19 protein-coding genes are annotated in these 21,949 nt (G+C 59.9%); 7 read left to right on the top strand and 12 right to left on the bottom strand.

Features of this window, described 5'->3' with window-relative positions:
* Positions 1–615 (top strand): uracil-DNA glycosylase family protein, encoded by a 615-nt coding sequence (locus tag NMA52_RS13445; protein ID WP_254828208.1) that lies wholly within the window; start codon positions 1–3, stop codon positions 613–615.
* Here the strand turns inward: NMA52_RS13445 and NMA52_RS13450 are convergent.
* Complete coding sequence (locus NMA52_RS13450; protein ID WP_254828209.1) at positions 612–1,304, bottom strand: SDR family NAD(P)-dependent oxidoreductase; 693 nt, start codon at positions 1,302–1,304, stop codon at positions 612–614. The genes NMA52_RS13445 and NMA52_RS13450 overlap by 4 nt on opposite strands.
* A gap of 104 nt (positions 1,305–1,408) precedes the next feature.
* Complete coding sequence (locus NMA52_RS13455) at positions 1,409–1,681, bottom strand: HU family DNA-binding protein (protein ID WP_254828210.1); 273 nt, start codon at positions 1,679–1,681, stop codon at positions 1,409–1,411.
* Between the two features lie 124 nt (positions 1,682–1,805).
* Here NMA52_RS13455 and NMA52_RS13460 point away from each other — a divergent pair, with 124 nt between their 5' ends.
* A complete protein-coding gene (locus tag NMA52_RS13460; RefSeq protein WP_254828211.1) occupies positions 1,806–1,976 on the top strand; it encodes a hypothetical protein in 171 nt (56 codons plus the stop codon).
* Here NMA52_RS13460 and NMA52_RS13465 read toward each other — a convergent pair.
* Together NMA52_RS13465 and NMA52_RS13470 are read right to left on the bottom strand one after the other, a co-directional pair.
* Positions 1,973–2,983 carry a glycosyltransferase family 2 protein gene (locus NMA52_RS13465; RefSeq protein ID WP_254828212.1) on the bottom strand — a complete coding sequence of 337 codons (1,011 nt, stop codon included), beginning with the start codon at positions 2,981–2,983 and terminating at the stop codon, positions 1,973–1,975. The genes NMA52_RS13460 and NMA52_RS13465 overlap by 4 nt on opposite strands.
* A 61-nt stretch (positions 2,984–3,044) precedes the next feature.
* Positions 3,045–4,745, bottom strand: coding sequence for a glycosyltransferase family 39 protein (locus tag NMA52_RS13470; RefSeq protein ID WP_254828213.1), 1,701 nt, complete (start codon positions 4,743–4,745; stop codon positions 3,045–3,047).
* Positions 4,746–4,858: 113 nt separating this feature from the next.
* Here NMA52_RS13470 and NMA52_RS13475 point away from each other — a divergent pair, with 113 nt between their 5' ends.
* Positions 4,859–6,967 (top strand): carboxy terminal-processing peptidase, encoded by a 2,109-nt coding sequence (locus tag NMA52_RS13475; protein WP_254828214.1) that lies wholly within the window; start codon positions 4,859–4,861, stop codon positions 6,965–6,967.
* Positions 6,968–7,392: 425 nt separating this feature from the next.
* On the opposite strand, the gene hisS is transcribed toward NMA52_RS13475, so the two are convergent.
* Entirely contained in the window at positions 7,393–8,718 is a 1,326-nt protein-coding gene (hisS, locus tag NMA52_RS13480) for a histidine--tRNA ligase (protein WP_254828215.1), read from the bottom strand.
* A 55-nt stretch (positions 8,719–8,773) separates the two neighbouring features.
* Positions 8,774–9,913: a tol-pal system YbgF family protein gene (locus NMA52_RS13485; protein WP_254828216.1), complete on the bottom strand. Its 1,140-nt coding sequence runs from the start codon at positions 9,911–9,913 to the stop codon at positions 8,774–8,776.
* Positions 9,914–10,241: 328 nt separating this feature from the next.
* Between NMA52_RS13485 and NMA52_RS13490 the strand changes: the two genes are divergently transcribed.
* From NMA52_RS13490 to NMA52_RS13505, 4 genes are all read left to right on the top strand, one after another.
* The gene (locus NMA52_RS13490) at positions 10,242–11,096 is read left to right on the top strand and encodes a transketolase (protein ID WP_254828217.1); all 855 of its coding nucleotides are present in this window, start codon (positions 10,242–10,244) and stop codon (positions 11,094–11,096) included.
* A gap of 95 nt (positions 11,097–11,191) precedes the next feature.
* Entirely contained in the window at positions 11,192–12,154 is a 963-nt protein-coding gene (locus tag NMA52_RS13495; RefSeq protein WP_254828218.1) for a transketolase family protein, read from the top strand.
* A gap of 114 nt (positions 12,155–12,268) precedes the next feature.
* Positions 12,269–12,853: a GNAT family N-acetyltransferase gene (locus NMA52_RS13500; RefSeq protein ID WP_254828219.1), complete on the top strand. Its 585-nt coding sequence runs from the start codon at positions 12,269–12,271 to the stop codon at positions 12,851–12,853.
* Positions 12,854–12,904: 51 nt separating this feature from the next.
* Positions 12,905–13,786 (top strand): pirin family protein, encoded by an 882-nt coding sequence (locus NMA52_RS13505; RefSeq protein ID WP_254828220.1) that lies wholly within the window; start codon positions 12,905–12,907, stop codon positions 13,784–13,786.
* Positions 13,787–14,010: 224 nt separating this feature from the next.
* On the opposite strand, the gene NMA52_RS13510 is transcribed toward NMA52_RS13505, so the two are convergent.
* From NMA52_RS13510 to NMA52_RS13535, 6 genes are read right to left on the bottom strand one after another with little or no spacing between them, the layout of a single operon-like run.
* The gene (locus NMA52_RS13510) at positions 14,011–15,024 is read right to left on the bottom strand and encodes a PfkB family carbohydrate kinase (protein WP_254828221.1); all 1,014 of its coding nucleotides are present in this window, start codon (positions 15,022–15,024) and stop codon (positions 14,011–14,013) included.
* A gap of 1 nt (position 15,025) precedes the next feature.
* A complete protein-coding gene (locus NMA52_RS13515) occupies positions 15,026–15,778 on the bottom strand; it encodes an SDR family NAD(P)-dependent oxidoreductase (protein ID WP_254828222.1) in 753 nt (250 codons plus the stop codon).
* Between the two features lie 7 nt (positions 15,779–15,785).
* Positions 15,786–17,090 carry an MFS transporter gene (locus tag NMA52_RS13520; protein WP_254828223.1) on the bottom strand — a complete coding sequence of 435 codons (1,305 nt, stop codon included), beginning with the start codon at positions 17,088–17,090 and terminating at the stop codon, positions 15,786–15,788.
* Positions 17,087–17,440 carry a cupin domain-containing protein gene (locus NMA52_RS13525; RefSeq protein WP_254828224.1) on the bottom strand — a complete coding sequence of 118 codons (354 nt, stop codon included), beginning with the start codon at positions 17,438–17,440 and terminating at the stop codon, positions 17,087–17,089. Before NMA52_RS13525 ends, NMA52_RS13520 begins: the two co-directional genes overlap by 4 nt.
* Positions 17,427–19,628: a heparinase II/III family protein gene (locus NMA52_RS13530; RefSeq protein ID WP_254828225.1), complete on the bottom strand. Its 2,202-nt coding sequence runs from the start codon at positions 19,626–19,628 to the stop codon at positions 17,427–17,429. The genes NMA52_RS13525 and NMA52_RS13530 overlap by 14 nt, the downstream gene beginning before the upstream one ends.
* A gap of 2 nt (positions 19,629–19,630) precedes the next feature.
* Positions 19,631–21,949 (bottom strand): polysaccharide lyase 6 family protein, encoded by a 2,319-nt coding sequence (locus NMA52_RS13535; RefSeq protein WP_254828226.1) that lies wholly within the window; start codon positions 21,947–21,949, stop codon positions 19,631–19,633.

The raw sequence follows: 21,949 nt of genomic DNA on the forward strand, positions 1-21,949 counted from the left end.
GTGGCTAAGGGCTATACCCCCAACTTCGCACACCCCCTCCCGGAGCGGGCACGTGACTGTACGGTCTGCTCCGAACACTTGCCCCTGGGACCGAACCCTATCTTTCGCATTCACCCGGAGGTACGGATCGTACTCATCAGCCAGGCGCCCGGGCGGCTGGCCCATTTATCCAGCGTAGCCTGGGACGATCCCAGTGGCCGCCGCCTTCGGGAATGGTTGGGGGTTACGGACGCGGAATTTTTCGGCACCCCAACCTTCGGCATCCTGCCCATCGGATTTTGCTATCCGGGCAAGGGCAAGGGCGGCGACCTTCCCCCCCGGCCGGAGTGCGCGCCGTTGTGGCAAAATCCCCTGCTGGCATTGATGCCTAAGATCGAACTCCGTGTACTTATCGGATCGTACGCCCAGGCCCATTATCTCGGCGATCGGCGGAAGAAAAACCTGACGGAGACGGTCAGAAATTACCGCGAGTACTTACCCCACTACTTTCCCATCCCCCACCCCAGTCCGCGCAACGGGATCTACCTGCGCCGCAATGCCTGGTTCGAGGAAGAGAACGTACCCCACCTGCAGGAGATCGTAGCTACCATCGTGCGTAAGTCCGCCGGCGACTAGATACTACCGATGCCGCCGTCGATCGCAATCACTTGTCCGGTGATGGAGCCGGCGGACGAGCCCAGCAGGAAGGCGGCCATAGCCGCTACTTCGGCGGCGGGGGCAACCCGGTTAAGGGGGTGGCGCTGGGCGCTGGCCGCGCGTTTTTCCTCCGTAGCGAGTAGCTTTTCGGCCAGGGGAGTATCGGTCAGGGAGGGAGCGATGGCGTTTACCCGGATGGCGGGTGCGTATTCGGCGGCCAGACTGAGCGTAAGGCCCTCCACCGCGCCCTTCGCCGCGGCTACGGAAGCGTGGAAGGGCATGCCGTGGCGCACCGCCACCGTCAAAAAAAGAACTACGGACGCCCATTCGCTTTTCTTCAGCGCCCGCTCGGCGGCCTGCAGACAGCGCACGGCTCCGATCACGTTCAGTTCGAAGGCATCGCGGAAAGCGGCGGGACGTAGGCTACGGAAGGGGCGCAGGTCGATGCTGCCGGGACAGTACACCAGGCCATCCAGGGATTCCGGAACGGCGGACTTCAGGGGCGCTTCTTCGTCGGTGACGTCCAGTGCAGTGAAGTGTACGGTAGGGGGTAGATCCCGGCGGTCGCGGGCCCAGACGTGAACCTCGGTTCGGTCATCGGCCAGAAGTTGGTCGACGAGTGCGCGGCCGATACCGGAACTGCCGCCGACGATGAGGTAGGTGCTCATAGAGGTTGGATTGTGGGGGCGCGGGGAAACGACAACGACCCGGCCGGCGGGTGCCGATCGGGTCGTTGGGTCGGGCCGCGGGGGCCTAATGATAGCGGGCGGTTTTAGTTGACCGACTCGCTCAGTTTTTTCCCGGGCTTGAATTTCACCACGTTCTTGGCCGCAATCTGAATGGTTTCGTTGGTGCGGGGGTTACGTCCTTCGCGGGCGGGGCGGTTGTTCACCGAAAAGGTGCCGAAGCCGATGAGGCTTACGCTATCCTCTTTCTTGAGCGCTTCTTCGATGGCTCCGAGGGTGGCGCTCAGTGCGCTTTCGGCCTGATCTTTGGTGAGGCTGGCTTTGTCGGCAATGGCCGATACGAGATCTCCTTTATTCATTATTCAGAAGTTTGATAGGTTAAAAAACGGCAATTACGTGTTGCCAGGGTAAATGGTTAGTTTAGGTATTTTAGGGTTGGCGCATTGCTTTTACCCTAACTTCCCTAGTTCAGCCTACAAACGTATGAAAAACCGCAGTGTTTATCCTGTTTTCCTTATTTTACTAGGGTTCGCGGTCTTATTTTCCTCCGGCTGCAACCGTAAATCGGGTTGCGCGGCACTCGACAAGACGGTGAAAACCGATTCGAAGAAGAAACGGTCCGGCAACCGCGACCTGTTCGGCCGCCGCTATTAGTCCTCCCGCCGACCGGCCGGGCGGCTCCGGGAGTCGGCGTGTTCAACGGGCGGCCAGCTTAGTGCTTCCTCCTCCGTCCGCCGAATCTCCCTGATCTTATACGGTCGTTTGTTCTGGCTTTCGTAGTAAGTTCGCATCAGTACCTCCACGATGATGCCTACGGTAATCAGTTGAATACCAGCCAGTACGAGCAAAGCCCCCAGGATCAGCAGCGGCTTTCCCCAAATGTCTTGGCCCATAATTTTGAGCACCAGCAGGTAGGCGTTGATGAGCGCGCCGACGGTGAACAGGGCCAGCCCCGCCTGGGCAAACAGGTGCATGGGACGCTGGAGGTACTTCTTCAGGAAGAGCATCAACAGCAGGTCGCTGACGACCTTGAAGGTGCGCCCCAGACCGTACTTACTCTTCCCGAACTGGCGGGCGTGATGCCTGACCGGAATTTGGGTGATCCGGGCCCCCTCCAGGCTGGCCAGCACGGAAATAAATCGGTGCAGTTCTCCGTAAATGCCGATATCGTGGGCGATTTCGGCCCGAAAGACCTTCAGCGCGCATCCGTAATCGCGCAGGTGGACACCGCTCAGGTTGCGGATGATCCAGTTGGCGATACGGCTCGGAAATCGCCGAAGCAGCGCTCCGTCCTGACGGTTGACGCGTTCGCCGACCACCAAGTCCCAGTCGTCGTGCTCGACCAGGGCGAGCATGGCGGGGATGTCCGCGGGATCGTTTTGCAGGTCACCGTCCATCGTGGCGATGTAGCGTCCGCGGGCGGTATCGATACCGGCCATGAGGGCCAGGCTCTGGCCGTAATTTTTGCGCAGCTCGACGACCACCAGGCGGGGATCAGCGAGCGACTTAAGGAGTTCGACGGAGCCGTCGGTGCTGCCGTCGTCGACGTATACGATCTCGTAATCGAAGTCGCACTCCCCCAGGGCCGCATGGGTGCGGTCGATGAGGGGTTGGATATTTTCCACCTCGTTCAGGATGGTAACGACGACGGATAGATGCATGAGAAACTCACAATTTACGGGTGTGACCCAGGTAATGTACCATTTGGCGCGGAGGGGAGGATCATTCAATGCTAATGCCCGACCCCATCCCGTCACGCAGCTCCGTGGCATCCGGACCGGGATCCGGCAGGGGGTTGAGTAAATATCCGACCGGATAACGCGTATCGAGGTGACGGAGGTACAGGGAATCGGTAGCCGCAATACGGAGCTCCCCGTACTGTAACGGGCTACCGACGTACACGGTTCCGGGCACGTAACGGTCGAAGTGACGGGGTACTACGCGGCCGTAGGCGGCGGTAAGGTAGTAGCCCGTGGCGGGTTCCACGAGCGTGTGGCGGTAGATGGCCAGCTCTTTCCCGGCATTCGTACGCACCACCGACTCCGCGGTAGCCCGCACGGCATTCCCCCGTTCATTGCCGGTGGCGCGAGCGGGGAGAAGAAAAAGGTTGAATGCGATGCGCAACAGCAGCAGGAAGCAGCACAGCAGCAGCAGAAAATTTCGTTCGTCGCGCCAGCCTCCGAGAACCACGGCACCCGCGACCCCGCCCAACAGCACACTTTTAAGCCACGGGTACGCCACGACTGCGGTCTGGGGAACGAGGGGGACGAAGGGTAAGGCGATCGCACAAAGCGTCATGACCGTCAGCAGTAGATACCGGAGGACGTGGTAGGTGCGGGAGCCCCGTTCGGCATGTAAGCGGTGGAGGTACAGTAGGCTCGCGAACAGGAGGGGGAAGAGCATCAGGAGGTAACGGGGATACACCTCCGGCGAGAGCCAGTACACGGGTATATTGACCAGGAAGGCCACCAGACAGAAGGCCGCGAAACCATTGGTCCGCAGGGAACGCCAAGCCCCCGGCCGCAACAGGTAAGCCAGCAGTAGGGTCCAGGGGAGGAAATGGTAGCTCATTTCAAAGGGAAAGGCGACTACGTGGCGTACCGTTTCCCAGATGCCGTGGGCGGCCGCGGTACGCTTACCACTTTCCACGAAGAGCCGCTGCCCTACCTGCGCGAGATCGACGTAGTGACCATACTGTAGGTAGTAGAAGCCGAGAACAAGCACGCAAGTCAGACCACTGAGGAGGTGGGCGGGGCGGAACAACTGCCGCCACTCGCGGAGGTACCCCAGCAGGGCGAAGATGCTCAGGCCCTGAAAGACCACCGCGGGCAGTCCCTTGAGCATGAAAGTGGCTACGGTGAGCAAGTAGGTGCAACCAAAGGCGAGCCACCACCGTCCCTTATGCCCGAAACGATACAGCAACATGACCTGGGTATACACCAGCCAACTGAAGCATACGTCGATGAGTGCCAGCATGCTGTCCCAGAAGAGCATCCGACCGCAAGTGATGACGGTGAGGGCGTGGATGACGGCCAGCCGGTCGCCGAAGGGTCGGCGGCTGAACAGGAAGGTCGTGCCGGCAAAGGCCAGGAGGCTCAGGACCGTCGGCAGTCTGGCGGCCCACTCGTTCGCTTCGCCGTGGAGAGTAAAGCTGGCGGCCAGGATCCAGTTCCAGAGGGGCGGCTTGTTAAGGTACGCATCGCCGTGCATGGCCGGCGCGACGAAATTTCCCGACCACAACATTTCCTGGGCGACCAGGGAGCGGATGGCCTCGTCGTCGATGAAGACCATCAGCCCCAGATTAATCAACAGGGCCGGAAACAGCAGTAAGACTGCCAGGATGAGGTACCACTTCCGCACCGGGGCGAAGATACGTCCGTGCGACAGGCCGGAAAGAAATCCGCTTAATATGATGTTAAACACCCGGATGAAGGGTAGGTGACTCAACAACCCCTCCCCGCAAAACATTTACATACGGCAGTCCCGGAGCTGCCCATAATGAATTGGCGAAGCCGGGAGTTCTAAAAAGAAAATACATGAAAACGCGCGGCCCCCTGCTTTTCTCCGCCCTCGTGCTCGTCTTCGCTCTGATCGCGGCCGTCCGACCGGCCACCACGCCCCCCGGCGATGCCCCGTCGATCATTCTGAAGACGATGCTGGCTAATTTACAGAACTACCACTACCAGCCTACCGACATCGACGATGACTTCTCGGAGCGCGTCTACGATCATTACCTCAATGATCTGGACGGTGCCCGCCTGTTCTTCACCCAGGAGGATATCGAAGTCTTTGCCCCCTACCGCACCCGCATCGACGACGAAAGCAAGGCCGGTGAATACACCTTCTACGACCTGGCACAGGAACGCTGGACGGCCGCCCTCGACAAGACCCAGGGCTGGTACGAAGAGATCCTCTCCGAACCCTTTAACCTGGAAGAAGCCGGGAGCTTTACGGACCGCGACGAAGATTCCGACTGGGCCACCAACGACGCCGAACTCAAGCAGTACTGGCACGACTACATGAAGCGCGACCTGCTGAGCCAGATCACCGACAAGCGGGAGGAAATGGCCAAGGACACCACCGGCGCCGAACAACCCAGCCTGGATTCCCTGGAAATCGAGTACCGCGGCAAGATCCTCGAACGCTACAACGACTGGTTCAAGCGGATGCGGGAGCTTAAGCCCAGCGTAAAGACCTCCCAGTACCTCAACTCGATGACCGCCGTCTTCGATCCACACACGAGCTACTTCCGGCCGAAGGATAAGGAAAGCTTCGACATTCGTTTCAGCGGGCGGCTCGAGGGCATCGGTGCCACCCTGCAGACCGACGACGAGTACACCAAGGTTACTTCCATCGTAGTGGGCGGCCCCGCCTGGAAGGGCAAGGAACTCAAGGAAGACGACGTCATCATGGGCGTTCGTCAGAAGGGCGAGGAAATGGTCGACATCAAGGGCATGCAGCTCGAGGACGTGGTCGATAAGATCCGCGGAAAGAAAGGGACCGTCGTCAACCTGAAAGTGAAAAAACCCGACGGTACGATCCGTGACATCTCCATCGAGCGCGACGTGATCATCATCGACGACACCTACGCCAAGTCGCTCATCATCGACGATAACGTCGGCGGCGAAAAGATCGGCTACATCTCCCTTCCCAGCTTCTACGCCGATTTTCAGAACGAAGACGGTCGCTTCTCCGCGAAGGACGTAGCCGCCGAACTGGATAAATTAAAAGCCCAGGACGTCGACGGCATCATTCTCGACCTACGCAACAACGGGGGTGGATCCCTGCGCGACGTCGTGGACATGACCGGCTTCTTCATTCCCGAAGGGCCTGTGGTGCAGGTAGCCGGCCGGGGAATGAAGAAAGAAGTGCTGGAGGATAAGGACCGCCGGGTACAGTACGATGGGCCCCTGGTGGTGCTGGTCAACCAGTATTCCGCCTCGGCCAGCGAAATTCTTGCCGCCGCGCTGCAGGACTACAACCGCGCCGTGATCGTCGGCAGTAACTCTACCTTCGGCAAGGGTACGGTGCAGCGTTTCATCGACATGGATCGCACCGTCAGTGGCCATAACGACATCAAGCCCCTCGGCACCGTGAAACTGACGATGCAGAAGTTCTACCGCATCAACGGTGGTTCCACCCAACTGCGGGGCGTAGTGCCCGACATCATTCTCCCCGACAGCCGCTCCCTCCTGGAAACCGGCGAGAAGGAACAGTCGGCCCCCCTCGCCTGGAGCGAGATCGAGCCCGCCGACTACGATCAGGACGTCTACCGTATCCGCAACCTCGACGAGCTGAAGGCCCGCAGCGCCAGCCGCGTGGAGAGCAGCCCGACCTTTACCCGCATCCAGGATAATGCCCAGCGGGTCAAGCGCCAGCGCGATCGCGATACTTACCCTCTGTCCCTGACCGAGTTCGAAGCCCTGCAACACGCTAGCCGGACCGAAGCCGAGATGTACAACGACCTGTTCGACGATGTAGTCAATCCCGGCGTCCTCAACCTGCAGGTTGACCTGGAGCCCATCCTAGCTGATGAGAGCAAATCCGCCCGCAATGACGACTTCAAGCAGAGCGTAAGCAAGGATGTATATATCCGGGAAGCCGTGAGTATCGTGGAGGATATGATTAAGCTGGAGGGGAAGTAGGGTGTGGTAGGCCGTTAGGGGGGTTAGTTCGTTAGGCTGGTAGTGTGGTAGTGTGGTAGGCCGTTAGTTCGTTAGTTCGTTCGGGTGGTAGTATGGTAGGCCGTTAGTGCGTTAGGGGGTTAGTTCGTTAGTTCGTTCGGCTGGTAGTGTGGTAGGCCGTTAGTTCGTTCGGCTGGTAGTATGGTATCTGGATAGTGCGGTAGTATAATCGTATGGTTGAAAAATGACTATCCGAATAATAGCCTAATTGACTAAAGTTCTAATTGACTAAACGACTAACTGACTGCACGCCTACACCTCAGGCTGCTATTGTTAGCGACTCTGCGATCGGGCATCCGAAAATGACTATCCGGCTAACTGCCTAATTGACTAAAGTCCTAAAAGACTAACCGCCTAACCGCCTAACGTACTAAAAGACTAACTGACTAAAACCCCACCACCTCCTGCTCACCGGTCCGCATATTCTTTACGGTATACTGTCCGCTTTCGACTTCGCGGGAACCGATGATGATCACTTTCGGGGCATTTCGCTGATCGGCGTACTTCATCATTTTACCGAGCTTGGCGGCGGTTGGATAAAGGTCCGTATGGAGGCCGGAACGGCGCATCCTGCGTTGTAGTTGGAAGCCGTGAGCAAGGCTTGCGTCGTCAAGGCAGAGGAGAAGGTACTCGAGATCTTCACTCGTATCCGCGGGAAACAGGCTGAGTTCCTCCAGGACGTCGTAGATGCGTTCGGCTCCGAAGCTGATGCCTACGCCGGAGAGGTCACGCCCCCCGAAAATACCCGTCAGATCGGCGTAGCGGCCACCCCCGGCAATGCTTCCCATCTGAATGCCGGGATGTGCTTCGGTATCCACTTCCACTTCGTAGATACACCCCGTGTAGTAGTTGAGTCCTCGCGCAAGGGTGACGTCGAATTCCAGGCGATTGGTCAGGGTGCCTGCAGTGGCGAATACTTCCTGCAATTCGGCAATGCCCTGGCGTCCCACCGCGCTGTCCTGTAATAACGGTGCGACACTATCCAGACTGGTAGCGCCGAGAAATTGCTTGATGATCCCGACGGCGGCTTCGTCTACCCCCCGCTCGCGCAGTTCTTTTTCGACGCCGGCCTCCCCGATCTTGTCCAGCTTATCGATGGCGATGGTGATGTCCATCATGCGGTCGGCGTGCCCCGCGATCTCGGCAAGCCCGGCCAGAATCTTCCGGTGGTTGAGTCGGATGACGGTCCGGAGACCCAGCTCGGCGAACACATCGTCCAGGAGCTGCGTGAGTTCGGCCTCGTAGAGCAGGGAGTCGGACCCTACGACGTCGGCGTCGCACTGGTAAAACTCATTGTACCGCCCCTTCTGCGGCCGGTCGGCCCGCCACACGGGTGCGATGGCGTAGCGTTTGAAGGGAAAGGCAAGATCGTTCTGGTGCATCACCACGTAGCGGGCGAAGGGTACGGTGAGGTCGTAGCGGAGTCCCCGTTTCGAGATTTGCGGAAGTACGGCGTTGCTGTCCTTGTTCTTCAGGTCGTCCGCGTCGGCTTTTCCGAGGAAGTCGCCGTTATTCAGGACTTTAAACAGCAGGCGGTCGCCTTCCTCGCCGTACTTACCGGTAAGGGTCGACAGGTTTTCCATCACCGGCGTCTCGATGGGCTGGTAGCCGTAGCGATGAAAGTACCGGCGAATGACGTCGAAGATGTAGTTGCGTCGGCGTACTTCACCGGGCAAAAAGTCGCGGGTGCCTTTGGGGATGGACGGTTTCATGGGCGCGAAGGTAGGGAAGCGAAGGGATTGGCGGCGGAGCGCGGGAGCCGGGCAATCAGTACAGATCAGCCAGAATTTCGGCGGCGCGGTCCCGGTACGGATGACTCACGTCGTCACGGATCCGCACGAGCTGACGGCGGGCCCGCGGAAGATCCTGACCGGCGAGCGAGGCCAGGGCGCGGTACCAATCGGCCACGTCGGCGTAGGGGCCCAGTGGGTCTACGCGACCGAACCACTCTCCGGCCCTGCCGGGATCGCCGAGCGCCAGGGCCGTGACCCCCAGGTAGAGGGACGCCGCGGGATACGCCCGGGCGGCGGGCAGCAGTTCGTCGTAGGCCGTACGGTAATCACCCCGGTCGTAGTAGTAAAGAATCCGTTGCAGATCACGCTCGTCTTCGGTAGTGGGTACGCTATCCCGGAAAATATTCGGGTAGGGCTCGAAGTAGCGGGCGTAGAGCCCGTCCGGCGTGGCGTTTCCGAAGGTGTCATAGACTAACCACATGAAAACCCCGAAAATTACGGCGGCCACAACGGTCCCGACGGCCGGGGCCCGCAACTTCAGGCGGCGGCGAGGGGTGAGCCGTACCGCTTCCCGCTTCTCGTCCATCTGGGCCTCGGACTCATCCGCCAACTGGTCAGTGGTGAGGCGTTGTTCCTCCCGTTCGAGTGTTTGCATCAAATCCTGACGACCGGCTACGGTAATGACCTCCGACCAGTAGCGGGGAGCGGACGGCGACGAAGCCTCCAGTTCACGGCGGCAGACGGCAATGCGGGCGGTAACCGGTTCCTCGTCGTCACCGACGGCCCGGGCGATCGCTGCGGTAGATAAGCGGTGGTAGTCCGCCAGCAGCAGCAGTTCCCGGCACCCCGGCTCCAGTTGGTGAAAAGCCCGGAGCAGCGACTGGCCTTCCGGCGGCAGGTTGATGGAGCGCGGAAAGTAACGAAGGGGGCGGTCGGGGGGAGGATGATCCTTTCCGAAGTACACCTTGGCGACGGAGATGATGAAGTCCATGGGGTCTCCCCGGTACGGATCGTCGTCCGCGGTGCGGGCTTCGTACCACGCTATCAGCGCGCGGCGGTAGTTGACGAGGGTTTCCGGTTCCGGATAATCGTGGCTCGCGGCCCAGCCCAGGAATTCCTCCCGTAGGTCCGGGTAGCGGTGAATGAGTGCGGTAAGTATTCGGCCGTCCTGCATCGTGGTTCTTGGGACTTATCCGTTCGTCGGAGCAGTCCCGTATACCGGCATAACAAGCCCGGCCGCTACTCGTTCTCCACCGGGTAAAATCTGACCACCGAGTGAGCTGCTGTCTGGAATTCGGGAATTCGTGGCTCCCGCGCACGCGCCACAACCCTGAGCACTCGCAGCGTGACAGGAAACAATCGCTCCCCGGCATCGGAAAACTGCGGCATACTTGCTGCGGCGGGAACGCGGGAGCAGAGAACAAATGGGGAAGCAATGCCTTTAAAATGCCTAAATTCGCGGCTTCGCGGCCGTGCCGCAACCCAAAAATCTCCCCCCTTATATGGCAGACATTCAGGAACTCAAACGTATTGCCTCCCAGGTACGGCGTGATATCATACGGCAGGTGTACCTATGCCAGAGCGGCCACCCCGGCGGGGCACTCGGCAACACCGATCTATTCGTAGCTCTGTTCTTCGAGGTGATGAAGCACGACCCCAGCTTCAACATGGAGGCCCACGGCGAGGATGCGTTCTTTCTTTCCAACGGTCACATTTCACCGGTCTTCTACAGCGTGCTGGCCCGTGCGGGTTACTTCCCCGTGGAGGAACTCAAGACTTTCCGCGCCATCGACAGCCGCCTGCAGGGGCACCCCACTACTCACGAGGGGCTTCCCGGTATTCGGGTGGCTTCGGGCTCCCTTGGTCAGGGCGTAAGCGTAGCCGCCGGTATGGCGCTGCAAAAGCGGATGGACGGCGACGACCGGACCGTCTTCGTCCTCACCGGCGACGGCGAGCAGCAGGAAGGTCAAATCTGGGAAGCCGCCCTGTTCGCTCCCCACAACAAGCTGGAAAACCTAGTCCTCATCATCGATGACAACGGTCAGCAGATCGACGGGCCGACGCGTGAGGTCCTCCGCCTCGGCAGTTTTGCCGATAAGTACCGGGCTTTCGGCTGGGACATCATGGAGATGGACGGCAACAATATGGAAGAAACCGTAGAAACGCTGAAAAAGGCCCAGGCTAAGCGGAACGGCAAACCGACCTGCATCGTCATGAAGACCGAGATGGGCATGGGTGTCGATTACATGGTGGGGACCCACCACTGGCACGGTAAGGCTCCGAACGAGGAACAGGCCAAGAATGCGCTTTCGCAACTGGAAGAGACGCTCGGCGACTTTCCCGCCGAGGGGATCTGATGCGTTGCTCCCGCCTTCCCGCCCCCACCCTTCCCCCACAAAATGCTATCACCAGATAGCGGAGACGTACCCTTACGTCATAACAACTAAGAATTATGCTATCCCTAGATAAACTCCAATCTACCGGCAAGAAGGCTACCCGCGACGGGTTCGGTGCCGGCCTCAAGGCTGCCGGTGACCAGCACGATAACGTAGTCATGCTGACCGCCGACCTGCGCGGATCCATGAAGTCCGAAGACTTCATCAACACCTACCCCGAGCGCTTCGTGCAGGTGGGTATCTCCGAGGCCAACATGATGGGCCTGGCGGCGGGTCTCGCGACCGGCGGCAAGATCCCGGTCACGACCACCTTCGCCAACTTCAGCACCGGCCGGGTCTACGATCAGATCCGCCAGTCGATCGCCTACAGCGACAAGAACGTGAAGATCTGTGCCAGCCACGCCGGGCTCACCCTGGGCGAAGACGGGGCGACCCACCAGATTCTGGAGGACATCGGCATGATGCGGATGTTGCCCGGCATGACGGTCATCAACCCCTGCGACTACAATCAGACCAAGGCCGCCGTGCAGGCGATCGTGGAACACCACGGACCGGTGTACCTCCGTTTCGGCCGTCCGAGCTGGCCCATCTTCATTCCCGAAGACACCAAGTTTGAAATCGGCAAGGCCCTGCACCTGAGCGAGGGTTCCGACGTGTCCGTATTTGCCACCGGACACCTCGTCTGGTACGCCGTGGAGGCCGCCCGCCAGTTGAAGGAGGAAGGCATCAGCGTCGACCTGATCAACATTCATACCATCAAGCCCCTCGACGAGGAAGCCGTAGTGGCCAGCGCCCGTAAGACCGGCGCCGTCGTGACCTGTGAGGAGCACAATAAGTACGGCGGACTGGGTAGTACCATCGCGGAGTGCCTCTCGAAGCAGCTGCCGACGCCCCAGGAGTACGTGGCTACCGACGACACCTTCGGCGAGTCCGGAGAAGCGGAGGAACTGCTCGAAAAGTACGGCCTCGGGGTCAAAGACATCGTCGCGGCCGTGAAACGCGCGGTCGGCAGGAAATAACCCACCGGAACGGCCTTACCGAAAGCCCCGCAGCGAATCGTAACAGTGGATTCCTGCGGGGCTTTTCTGTAGGTTAGCCTAAGTATCCGCTACATTTATTACCGGACTCAGCAGATGACCATGGAACCAATCAAGATCACCCTCGCCCGCAGGGACGGCCAGCTCAAACAGATCCTTGAATTACAGCGGATCAACGCGCTGGAGAGCCTCGACGCGGATACGGCTAAAGACCAGGGCTTCGTAACGGCCCGCCACGACCTGCCGCTGTTGCAGCGGATGAATGCTTCGGCGGCGGCCGTGATCGCCCTACGGGAGCGAAAGCTCCAGGGGTACTGCCTCGCGATGACGCGGGAGTTCAGTCAGTCCATCCCATCTCTAGCAATTCTCTTCGAAAAGCAGGATGCGATCGTACACCGCGGGGAGTTACTCGGCGAAGTAGAGTATCTGGTCATGGGGCAGGTGTGCGTCGCGGAAGAAGCACGCGGACAGAAGCTGGCCGACCGGATGTACAAATACCTACGGGCCTGCTACCACCTGCGTTTTCCCTACTGCCTTACCGCGATCGATGCCCGCAATACCCGTTCGCAGCGCGTCCATGAGCGCATTGGCTTCGAGGAATTGGCCCGCTTTACCGCTCCCGACGGCCGCAACTGGATTCTCATCATCTGGAACTGGCGCGACGGGATGGAGGGTTTTTAACTATGCTCCCTACTCGGGCGTTATTCGTGTACGTACATTAAATATGCGGTCATGACTCCTCGCTCCGTTGCCAACATTCTGCCGGCCCACGCCATCAGTATGGGCGGCACCACTATCCATCAGCCGCTGCCGACCCAGCGGATAGATCAGATCGATCCGTTTTTGCTGTTGCACCATTTTGGTCCCTTCAAAGTGGCACCCGGCGAGCGGGACCCGCTGGACGTCGGTCCCCACCCCCACCGGGGGTTCGAACCCGTGACCTTACTGTACTCCGGCGGACTGCGGCACCGGGACAGTCGGGGAAATACCGGCTACCTGCGCGACGGAGACGTGCAGTGGATGACGTCCGGGAGGGGAATCATCCACAGCGAACGGGCCAGTGACGAGTTTGTCTCCCGGGGCGGCATTATGGAGGGCATTCAGCTCTGGGTGAACCTCGCGCCGGAGCACAAAATGGTGCAGCCACGGTACCAGGATATCAAAGCCGCTGACATTCCCGTCGTCCCCCTGGCGGATGGGGCGAGCATGCGCATCGTTGCCGGTCATTGGGGCGAATCCGTGCGGGGTCCGGCGAAAGTGTACGGTGATTTGCTGGTTTGGCAACTGGATTTGCCGGCGGACACGGTGGTGGAGCTTCCCGTACCGACTGATTATAATTTGGCGGTATACCTACTGGATGGGGGGATAGTTTCCAGTACCGGGTTTCCATACGGCGCCCGCACCATGCTCCATTACCGCAATGATGGTGAGGGCGTCCGACTGCGGGGTGAGGCACCATTGACGCGGGTGCTCTTACTGGGCGGACGACCCATCGGGGCTCCGGTAGTGAGTCATGGGCCGTACGTGATGAATTCCCAGACGGAAATCATGGAGGCCATGCGCGATTACGGCATGGGGAAGATGGGGTTCTACATCGATGAGGAACCCCAGTAATCCGGCAACGGCCGAACGGGCGCGCTGATTTTCGGCGGCTGAAAGCCGCCCGGCGTCCTGGAGCTACCAAAAAGTCACTATAACACCTATTTCACCCGGATTACCCTCCCGATGGATGGGCCGGTGTACTTATTTAGTTATTTATTTGCTGATTTGGGTGGCGGGCATTATAGCGGTTGGACGGCTATAGCCGTCCAACCGCTATAGCCGTCCAACGGGTGTGGTCACCGCCGCACCCGTCCGCTTCCGTCCCCCTCCATGAGTTCGATGACCTCGGCTTCGGTGACCAGATTGACGTCGCCCGGGATCGTGTGCTTGAGCGCGGAGGCCGCCACGGCGAAGCGCAGGGCATACGTCAGATCACTGGGCCAGGTGATGAGGCCGTGGATAAGTCCGCCCATAAAACTATCGCCACCGCCGACCCGGTCGACGATGTGCGTGAGTTGATAGGTGGGGCTGGAATGAAGGCGCTCACCGTCCCACAGGAGGGCGGTGTAGGTATTGTGGCTGGCGGAAATGGTGTCCCGCAGAGTAGTTACGATGCTTCCCGCCCGCGGAAAACGCTGCCGCAGGGCCTGGGCCAGGGGCGTGAAGTCCGTCGAATTGGCGATTTCGATCCCGAAGTACCGTTCGGCTTCGTAGGCTCCCCCGACGATGACGTCGCAGTACTCTACCAACTCCGGCATCACCTCGGCGGGCGTTTTTCCGTACTGCCAGAGCTTGCTGCGGTGATTGAGGTCGACGCTGATAGTGATGCCCCGGTCGACGGCGGCCCGGCAGGCTTCGAGGCATACCGCGGCGGCCGAAGCACTCACGGCCGGCGTGATGCCCGACCAGTGGAACCAAGTGACGCCGTCAAAGGCGCGGTCCCAGTCGATATCACCGGTAGAAACGGTAGCCATGGAGGAATCCTCCCGGTCGTAGATCACCTTCGAGGGGCGCTGGACCGCACCGGTTTCCAAAAAATAGATGCCCAGTCGCTTGCCCCCCCGGACGATGTGAGTCGTATCGATCCCGGCGGCCCGCAGCGACCGGATGGCGCACTCGCCAAGGTCGTTGTCGGGCAGCCGGGATACGAACCGCACGTCCTGACCGTAATTCGCCAGGGAAACCGCTACGTTGCTTTCTCCTCCGCCGTACTCCACCTCCATCGTGCCGGCCTGTCGGAAGCGCTGATGACGCGGAGTGCTGAGGCGCAGCATAATTTCGCCGAAGGTGACGACGCGGGGATGAGCCACCTTAGGAGAAGGCGAGCCCACCGTTGATGTCGACGTTGTTTCCCGTTACGAACGAGGAATCATCGGAAAGTAAGCAAGCGACCAGGTTGGCCACCTCCGCGGCACTACCCTCCCGACGTAGGGGGGTCTTTCCGGCCACGGCTTCCCGGATGTTGTCGGTCGTGAAGGTATCGTGGAAGGTCGTGGCGATCATACCCGGACACACGGCGTTGACCCGGATGCCGTCGGGACCAAGCTCCTTGGCCATACTGCGGGTGAAGGTCGTCACCGCGCCCTTGGAGGTCGAGTAAGCGGCCGAACCGCCACCGCCGCCATCCCGCGCGGCCTGCGACGACAGGTTGACGATAGAGCCGCCGGAGGGCATATGGGGCACCACGGCTTTATGCATAATGAAGACGGATTTCAGGTTCAGATCCATCACTTTATCCCAGAAGGCTACGTCCATTTCGGCAAGCGTTTTACGGGCTACCAGGCCACCGGCATTGTTCACCAGGCAGTGAATCTCCTGGCCGAAGGCTTCTTGCGCTTTAGAAACGAGTTGATGGCATTCGTCCCAGTTGGTCACGTCGGCCCGTACGGCAATGCCGTTTCCGCCTGCATCTTTGATCTGCCGGAGGGTTTCGTCGCCGTCACTCTGGCTACTGTGGTAATTAACGACCACGTTTGCTCCAAGCTGAGCCAAACGAAGAGAGATTGCCCGACCGATGTCGCGGGCGCCACCGGTGACGATAGCAGTTTTTCCAGTTAAATCCATAAGGGTATTATTTATTCAGGGGTTGTAGAGGTTCGATCTTCGGACAAAGGATCCAAACACTGGCAATAGCGATGGAAGCAAGGGCCGCGCCGATCACGAAGGCCGGCGTATAGTTGCCGCCGGCGGTGAGCCAGGGAACGAGGGAGGTCAGTCCCGCAACCGCCAGTTTGGCGGCCATGCCCGACAGCCCCGCGAGCGTACCCACGGTCTTGCCGCCGAACAGATCGCTGGGCAGGGTTTGTACGTTCCCGATGGCGGTCTGGAAACCGAAGAGGATCACGGCCATCAGCAACACGGCGGTGACCGGAGCGCCGGGATTGGACATGGCCAGCAGGGCCGGCAACATGATCACGCAACCCAGTGTGATGACCAGCTTACGGGTGCTGTCTACGTTCCAGCCGGCCTTCAGGCGGTTCTGGGCGAGTAACCCGCCAAACCATGCTCCGAACATGGCCCCAACGTAGGGCACCCAGCCGTAGATGCCGATCGTCTTCACATCCATTCCGTACACTTCGGAGAGGTAGATGGGAATCCAAAAAACGAACAGCCACCAAATAGGGTCGATGACGGCCGAGGCGATGATCACGCCCCAGCTTTCCTTGTGGGAGAGCATCTTGCTGAATCCCGGATTATACCCTTCGTCGTAATTGCCGTCCTTATCCTTATCCTGATTCTGCTGGCCGGTCAGAATGTACTGCCGCTCTTCCTCACTGATCCAGGGGTGAGACTTCGGGGGTGCCTTCACCAGCACGACCCAGGGGATCAGCCACAACAAGCCAGTTACGCCCACCAGGATGAAGATCACCTGCCAACTGAAGTAGATGGAGAGCAGGGCGATTAGCGGAATGGAAATGATGCCCCCGATGGCCGCGCCGGAATTGAAGATGCCCTGAGCCAGGGCTCGTTCCTTAGTAGGGAACCACTCGGCATTGCCCTTCGTCGCCCCCGGCCAGTTACCGGCCTCGGCGATACCGAGGATTGAACGGAATAGGGCGAAACTCGCCACGCTGCTCGCCACCGCGTGTAGGGCCGTCGCGATGGACCAGACGCCGATGGAAAGTACGAAGCCGAGGCGGGTACCGATCCAGTCGAATATCTTTCCGAACAGCGCCTGCCCGAAAGCGTAGGAGAAGACGAATACCACGGAGATGAAGGCGTAGATCTCCTTGCGTTCGTCGTCCGTTTTATCGGGGTAGAGGTCGACGGAAATTTCCGGCCAGAGCACGTTGAGTGATTGCCGGTCGATGTAGTTGATGACGGTGGCCAGCGCGATTAGCGTAACGACCCACCACCGGAGTCCGGATATCTTCATGCGTGCTTGACTGAGTCGAGGAAGTCCTCGCGAACGGGCGAGAATACGTCGATGAGCACCCCGGCTTCCTTACACACGCAGCCGTGCATGACGTGGGGCGGAATGTAGTAGGAATCTCCGCCGCGAATGGTTTTCACCTCATCACCGATGGTCATTTCGAAGGCGCCGCTTTCCACGTAGGTCACCTGACTGTGGTGGTGCTCATGTAATTGTCCCACCGCCCCGGGCTGAAAGTCGACTTTGACCAACATGATCTTGTCGTCGTATCCCATAATCTGGCGTTTGAGGCCGGGGCCGACTTCTTCCCATTCCAGGTCCTTACCGAAGATAAATTCTTTACTCGCTTTCATTGTCGTGCTTGATTAAATGATGGACGCCACGCCACTGGTGGGATTGTCCGTTAATGTTCAGGGTGTGTTCCCGCTCCGGATCGGCATCCTTCGTGGAAAAGATAAGTATCCAGCGGCCGGCATTCGGGTAAGCGAACTCCAGGGCAAAGTAATTATCATCGTTTACGAGCAAGCGCAGGTCGCTGATGCGCCCGAAGGGATTACGCGCCACCTCATCGCGGGGATTATAGCTGCCGTGACTCTCGAGTACGGAGACGAAGGTAGGGTTAGTCACCCCCCCGCGCCGCAGCACGAAACCCGGATCGCGCCGTAGGTTGAAATTGGGGTCATGGGCACCCGGCCGCACGAAGAGAATTTCGTCGCCCGGCTCCGTGATCATGGTTTGCGTATAGAAGCGCTCGTCACTAAACCATTCGACCGAAGCGCTAGCCTCCGTGGGCCGCCCCCGCGCCTCCAGGAACAGGTGCTGGTAGCCATGGTCGGTGCCCAGGGGCCGCAGCGTATCGTTAGTAACGAAGTCGAAGTCGGTGGCCATCAGCTGCCCCATATACCAGGTAGGAAGGTCATGCACGGCCGGTCGGTCACCGGTGGCGCGGAACAGGTCGATGACCAGAGGGTGTTCGAAAACCGGGTCCTGTAGTAACCATTGCGCCCGGTGCAGCCGCCGCCCGGGGTAGGCCTGTTCGGCCACGGCACTTACCAGTTGCAGGTTACTGTCGGCAACCGCGAAGGCGTACAGATCGGGGTGGTGGTTTTCCGCGATGCGAATGTCGCCGTTGTAGTGAGATACTTGATCGACCACCAGGGTATTGTGGGCAACCGTCTGCTTCGCGTAGGTCTGATTCTCGGGAAGGTAACGACCGCCGCCCTTCTGGTCGATGTTGACCCAGCGGGCCGCGCCGTAATCCTGGATCACCTCGCCGGTACGATCGTAGAGGGAATAGGAAAGCTTATCGAAGTGGCCGTGCCCCATGCCCTGGGCGGAGTACTTCATCACCAGGGTGGTTTGCTCCTCTCCGTCCCCGTAAGCCCGCAGGATCCCCACGCCCCCTTCGGTACCATCCGGTCCGTCAGTAAAGGCAATGGAACGCGGACGGAAGGGCTTGGCTTTTCCGGCGGCCAGACCAGTAGCGACGGCCAGCCCGGCATCGTCGAGGGTTACCCGCCCCTGCACCTCGGCCAGCGAGAGTAAGCTCGGGTCTCGACCGTACAGGAAATATCCGTAGTCCACGGATTTGACTACCTCGGGTGCGTAGAGTGACATCCCCTTCTGGGAATCGTTGAGGGGGAAGAAGTTACCCTGGGGGTCGGCTTCCAACAGAAGCGCATCGATGGCCTTTCCGAGAATACCGTCGCGGTAGGTAAGCACGTTCAGTTCCGGGCGCTTTTCGGCCAGTGCCCGCCCGAAGAGCAGGAAGGGGGAAAGGGCGTACCGCAGGTAGTAGGGCCCCTCCGTGAAATAGCCGTCGGGGGAAAAGGACAGGTCGAGCTGGGCCAGGAAGCCCGCGCGGCCGGTTTCCGACATGATGCGCCCGGAGTCGTCGTCGCGCAAGTCCTCGGGCAACTCTTCGTTGGGAATGCCGTAGAGAGCGCGTTGTACCAGTTCCTCGTCGTCCATAACCAGACCGATCATACCCACGGCCGCGTTACCCCAGGTACTGTGGTTGTGTATGCGGTTAAAGAACTGAGGATTCCCCACGGAGAGGAAGTCGGCCATGGGGCGGAACAGTTCCGTATTTAGCCGTTCCCGCACGGCGGGGTCGAGCCAGTCGTAAATGTCGTCGTAGGCTTGGCTTACGTACACCAGCCAGTTGGCATCATTGAGCGACTGCCAGAATATCTTGCCGGTAGCGTACGAACGATCGGTGGGGTGCAGGGGCCAGCTAGGGTAAGCTTCGGCGTACTGCAGCAGGCCGTCGCGGACGAATGTGGCGTACTTCTCCTCCCCCGTCAGGCGGAACAGGGCGCCGGCGTCCATCAACGTTTTCCAGTTCTGCTTGTGGACCTCGTGGGTGTAACCGCCCGCCATATCCACGGGGGTGGGTACCAGGAAAGTTTGCTCCATGGTAGCGTCCACTTGCTCCTGCGTCTCCGCCAGCGTAAGCGCGAACAGCGGGGGATAATCCGCCTGGACCTGGCCACGCAGGCACAGGCTAAACGGCAGCAGTAGGATGAGTAAGTAACGCACGCTTAGTTGGGGATTTTAGTACCGACGGGGGTTCCGTCCGGTAGTTCGGTGAGGGGTTCCTCAACGTTCATGTGTACGTCGTGAGTCCGGTAGGGTTCTCCGTTGTCGAGCAACTCGGTGCCCCCGGAAAAGACGGAATGCTCGATGTCGACCACCGGCTCACCGACGACTAGGTGCAGGCGTACGGGAGCCGAATCGTCGAAGACGCTGTTGGTGATGTGTACGAACTGGGTGCCGTGCAGGCTGATCGAACTTTCGGTTTTGTTCCACTTCTCGTCGGTACCCACCTCGTCAAAGGTGCAGCGATCGATGGTCAGCATGGGCCCGAAGGTGCTTTCGTCGCTGCCCCCGCGGTGCAGATGGAGAGCCGCCTGGCCGATGTCGTCGAAGAGGCAGTTCTCCAGTACGACGTTCTCCGCGTTGTAAATACCGATATCGTCGTTCTCCTGATCCAGGGACAGTACGCTGCCGCTGACGTTGCGGAAACTCGTATTGCGCACCACGATGGAGTCGGCAAAGGTGTGCTTGTACACCCGCAGCACGTTGAAGGAGTGATTGATGTCGAGATTGGTGAACTCGCAGTCCTCAATGAACAGCTTGTAGTTGCGAACCATGGAGTAGCGACTCGTGCGGATCACGCTGTTCAGCGGCTGGTCTAGGCACTCCCGCCCGTCGACGTGAATGCCGCGGAGGGTCAGGGCACCGCCGTTTTCGATGTTCAGCAGGGAAGTTTTCTGGAAGAGCAGGAGGGGCTTCTCGTCGCCGGCCGCCTCGATGGTGAGGGGGTGATGCAGATCGATCGTCTTGGACGAGAGGTACTCACCGGGCGCCAACCGGATGATGTCTCCGGGGGCCGATCTGGCGACGGCGTCGGCCAGGGTATTCTCACCGGGACCGATCTCCAGGACCTGTCCCGTACCGAAGTACTGCGCCTCTTCGCGACGCGGATACCAGTTCACGCCCGTATTCTCCGGGGTGGCCATGATATTCATCCGCGCCCGGACGCTGTCGGCGGCGGGCGTACCCTCCGGGAGCCGCACGCCGTGGCCGGCATCGGTGAGGGTAATCGACTTTTTGACGAAACCCTTCTCCTGCAGGGGCACCAGGTTTTCGTCCAGCAGGTTGTTGCGGAAGGTGATGCCGCTCATGTCGTCGTACACCGTGAATAGGGTGTCGCGCTTACGGTTGACGAAAACGTTGTCGGCCACCAGGGTGCTTTCCGGAACGGCGCTGCGCTCCTCGTCACTACCGGCGCCGAGTTGGATATGGTCGCTGTCGACGAACACGTTGTTACTCGCCTCCGAGTCCTTCACCTGGAAGTAGCGGTTGATGGGCGAGTTCGGTACGCCGTTCATGATCACCAGAGCGCCGCGGAAGCGGTAGCCGGTGAGGCCGTCGAGGTAGTTGTTGGTGACCCGCTGCCGTTCGTTGATGATGCGGATGCCGCCGGTATTAGGCTTGCCGTTGCCGAAGAAGAAGTTACCGTCGACCGTGGTACCGTTGCCGTGGCGCATGGTCAGCGTACCCTGGCATTCGTGGAAGGTGTTGCCGCGGAATACGTTGCCGCCCGACTTATTGGAGATGATCTCGTGTTCTCCGTTACAACGGTCGAAGTAGTTACTTTCCACCAGTGTATTGGAGTTGCTCAAAGAGTAATGACTGGTACCGATCCGCAGGGTTTCGCCGCCGTTAGAGCCCAGGATGGGGCGTTCGCCGAAGTAGTTGTGATCGATGCGGTGGTCGTTCTCCCGGCTTTCCTCCGCGTCGAGGCGCACGGCCAGGGTGACGCCCTGGTTACGTTTTCCGGTCAGGTAGTTGTGATCGAAGCGGTTGTTTTTGCCGTAGATACCTACCCAGTAGTCGCTCTCGAAGCGCTCGGCGGGGTTATAATTGTCGATCACGCACTCCGTGACCCGGCAGTGGTTACAGAGTTCGTCCTTGGCCGTACGGAAGGAGATCACTTCGCTGGTCGGGGTGTAGCCGTTGCGAAAGACGAGGCCTTCCACGATGAGGTGTTCGCCGGAGAGGCGCAGGTAGGATTGTCCCTCCAGATAGACTTTCCCCTTCTCCTCGGCGACCAGGTGAATGGGAGCGTCGGCCGTCCCGTGGGCCCGAAACTCGAGCTCCAGGTCGGTGTAGGTACCGTTGGCGACGACGATGCGATCGCCGGGACGGGCATTCGCGATGGCTTTCTTCAGCGCGTCAACATCCTGAGCCAGGAGATTGCCGGCCGCGCAGCCGAACAGCAACAGTAACAGGCAGGCGCGCAGCAAGTTGGGCGGGGACGCGGGAGCAGGGTATTTCGGGAGGTGCAATGTCAT

Origin of the sequence: Lewinella sp. JB7, from assembly GCF_024297185.1 — a bacterium.
GTDB lineage: Bacteria > Bacteroidota > Bacteroidia > Chitinophagales > Saprospiraceae > Neolewinella.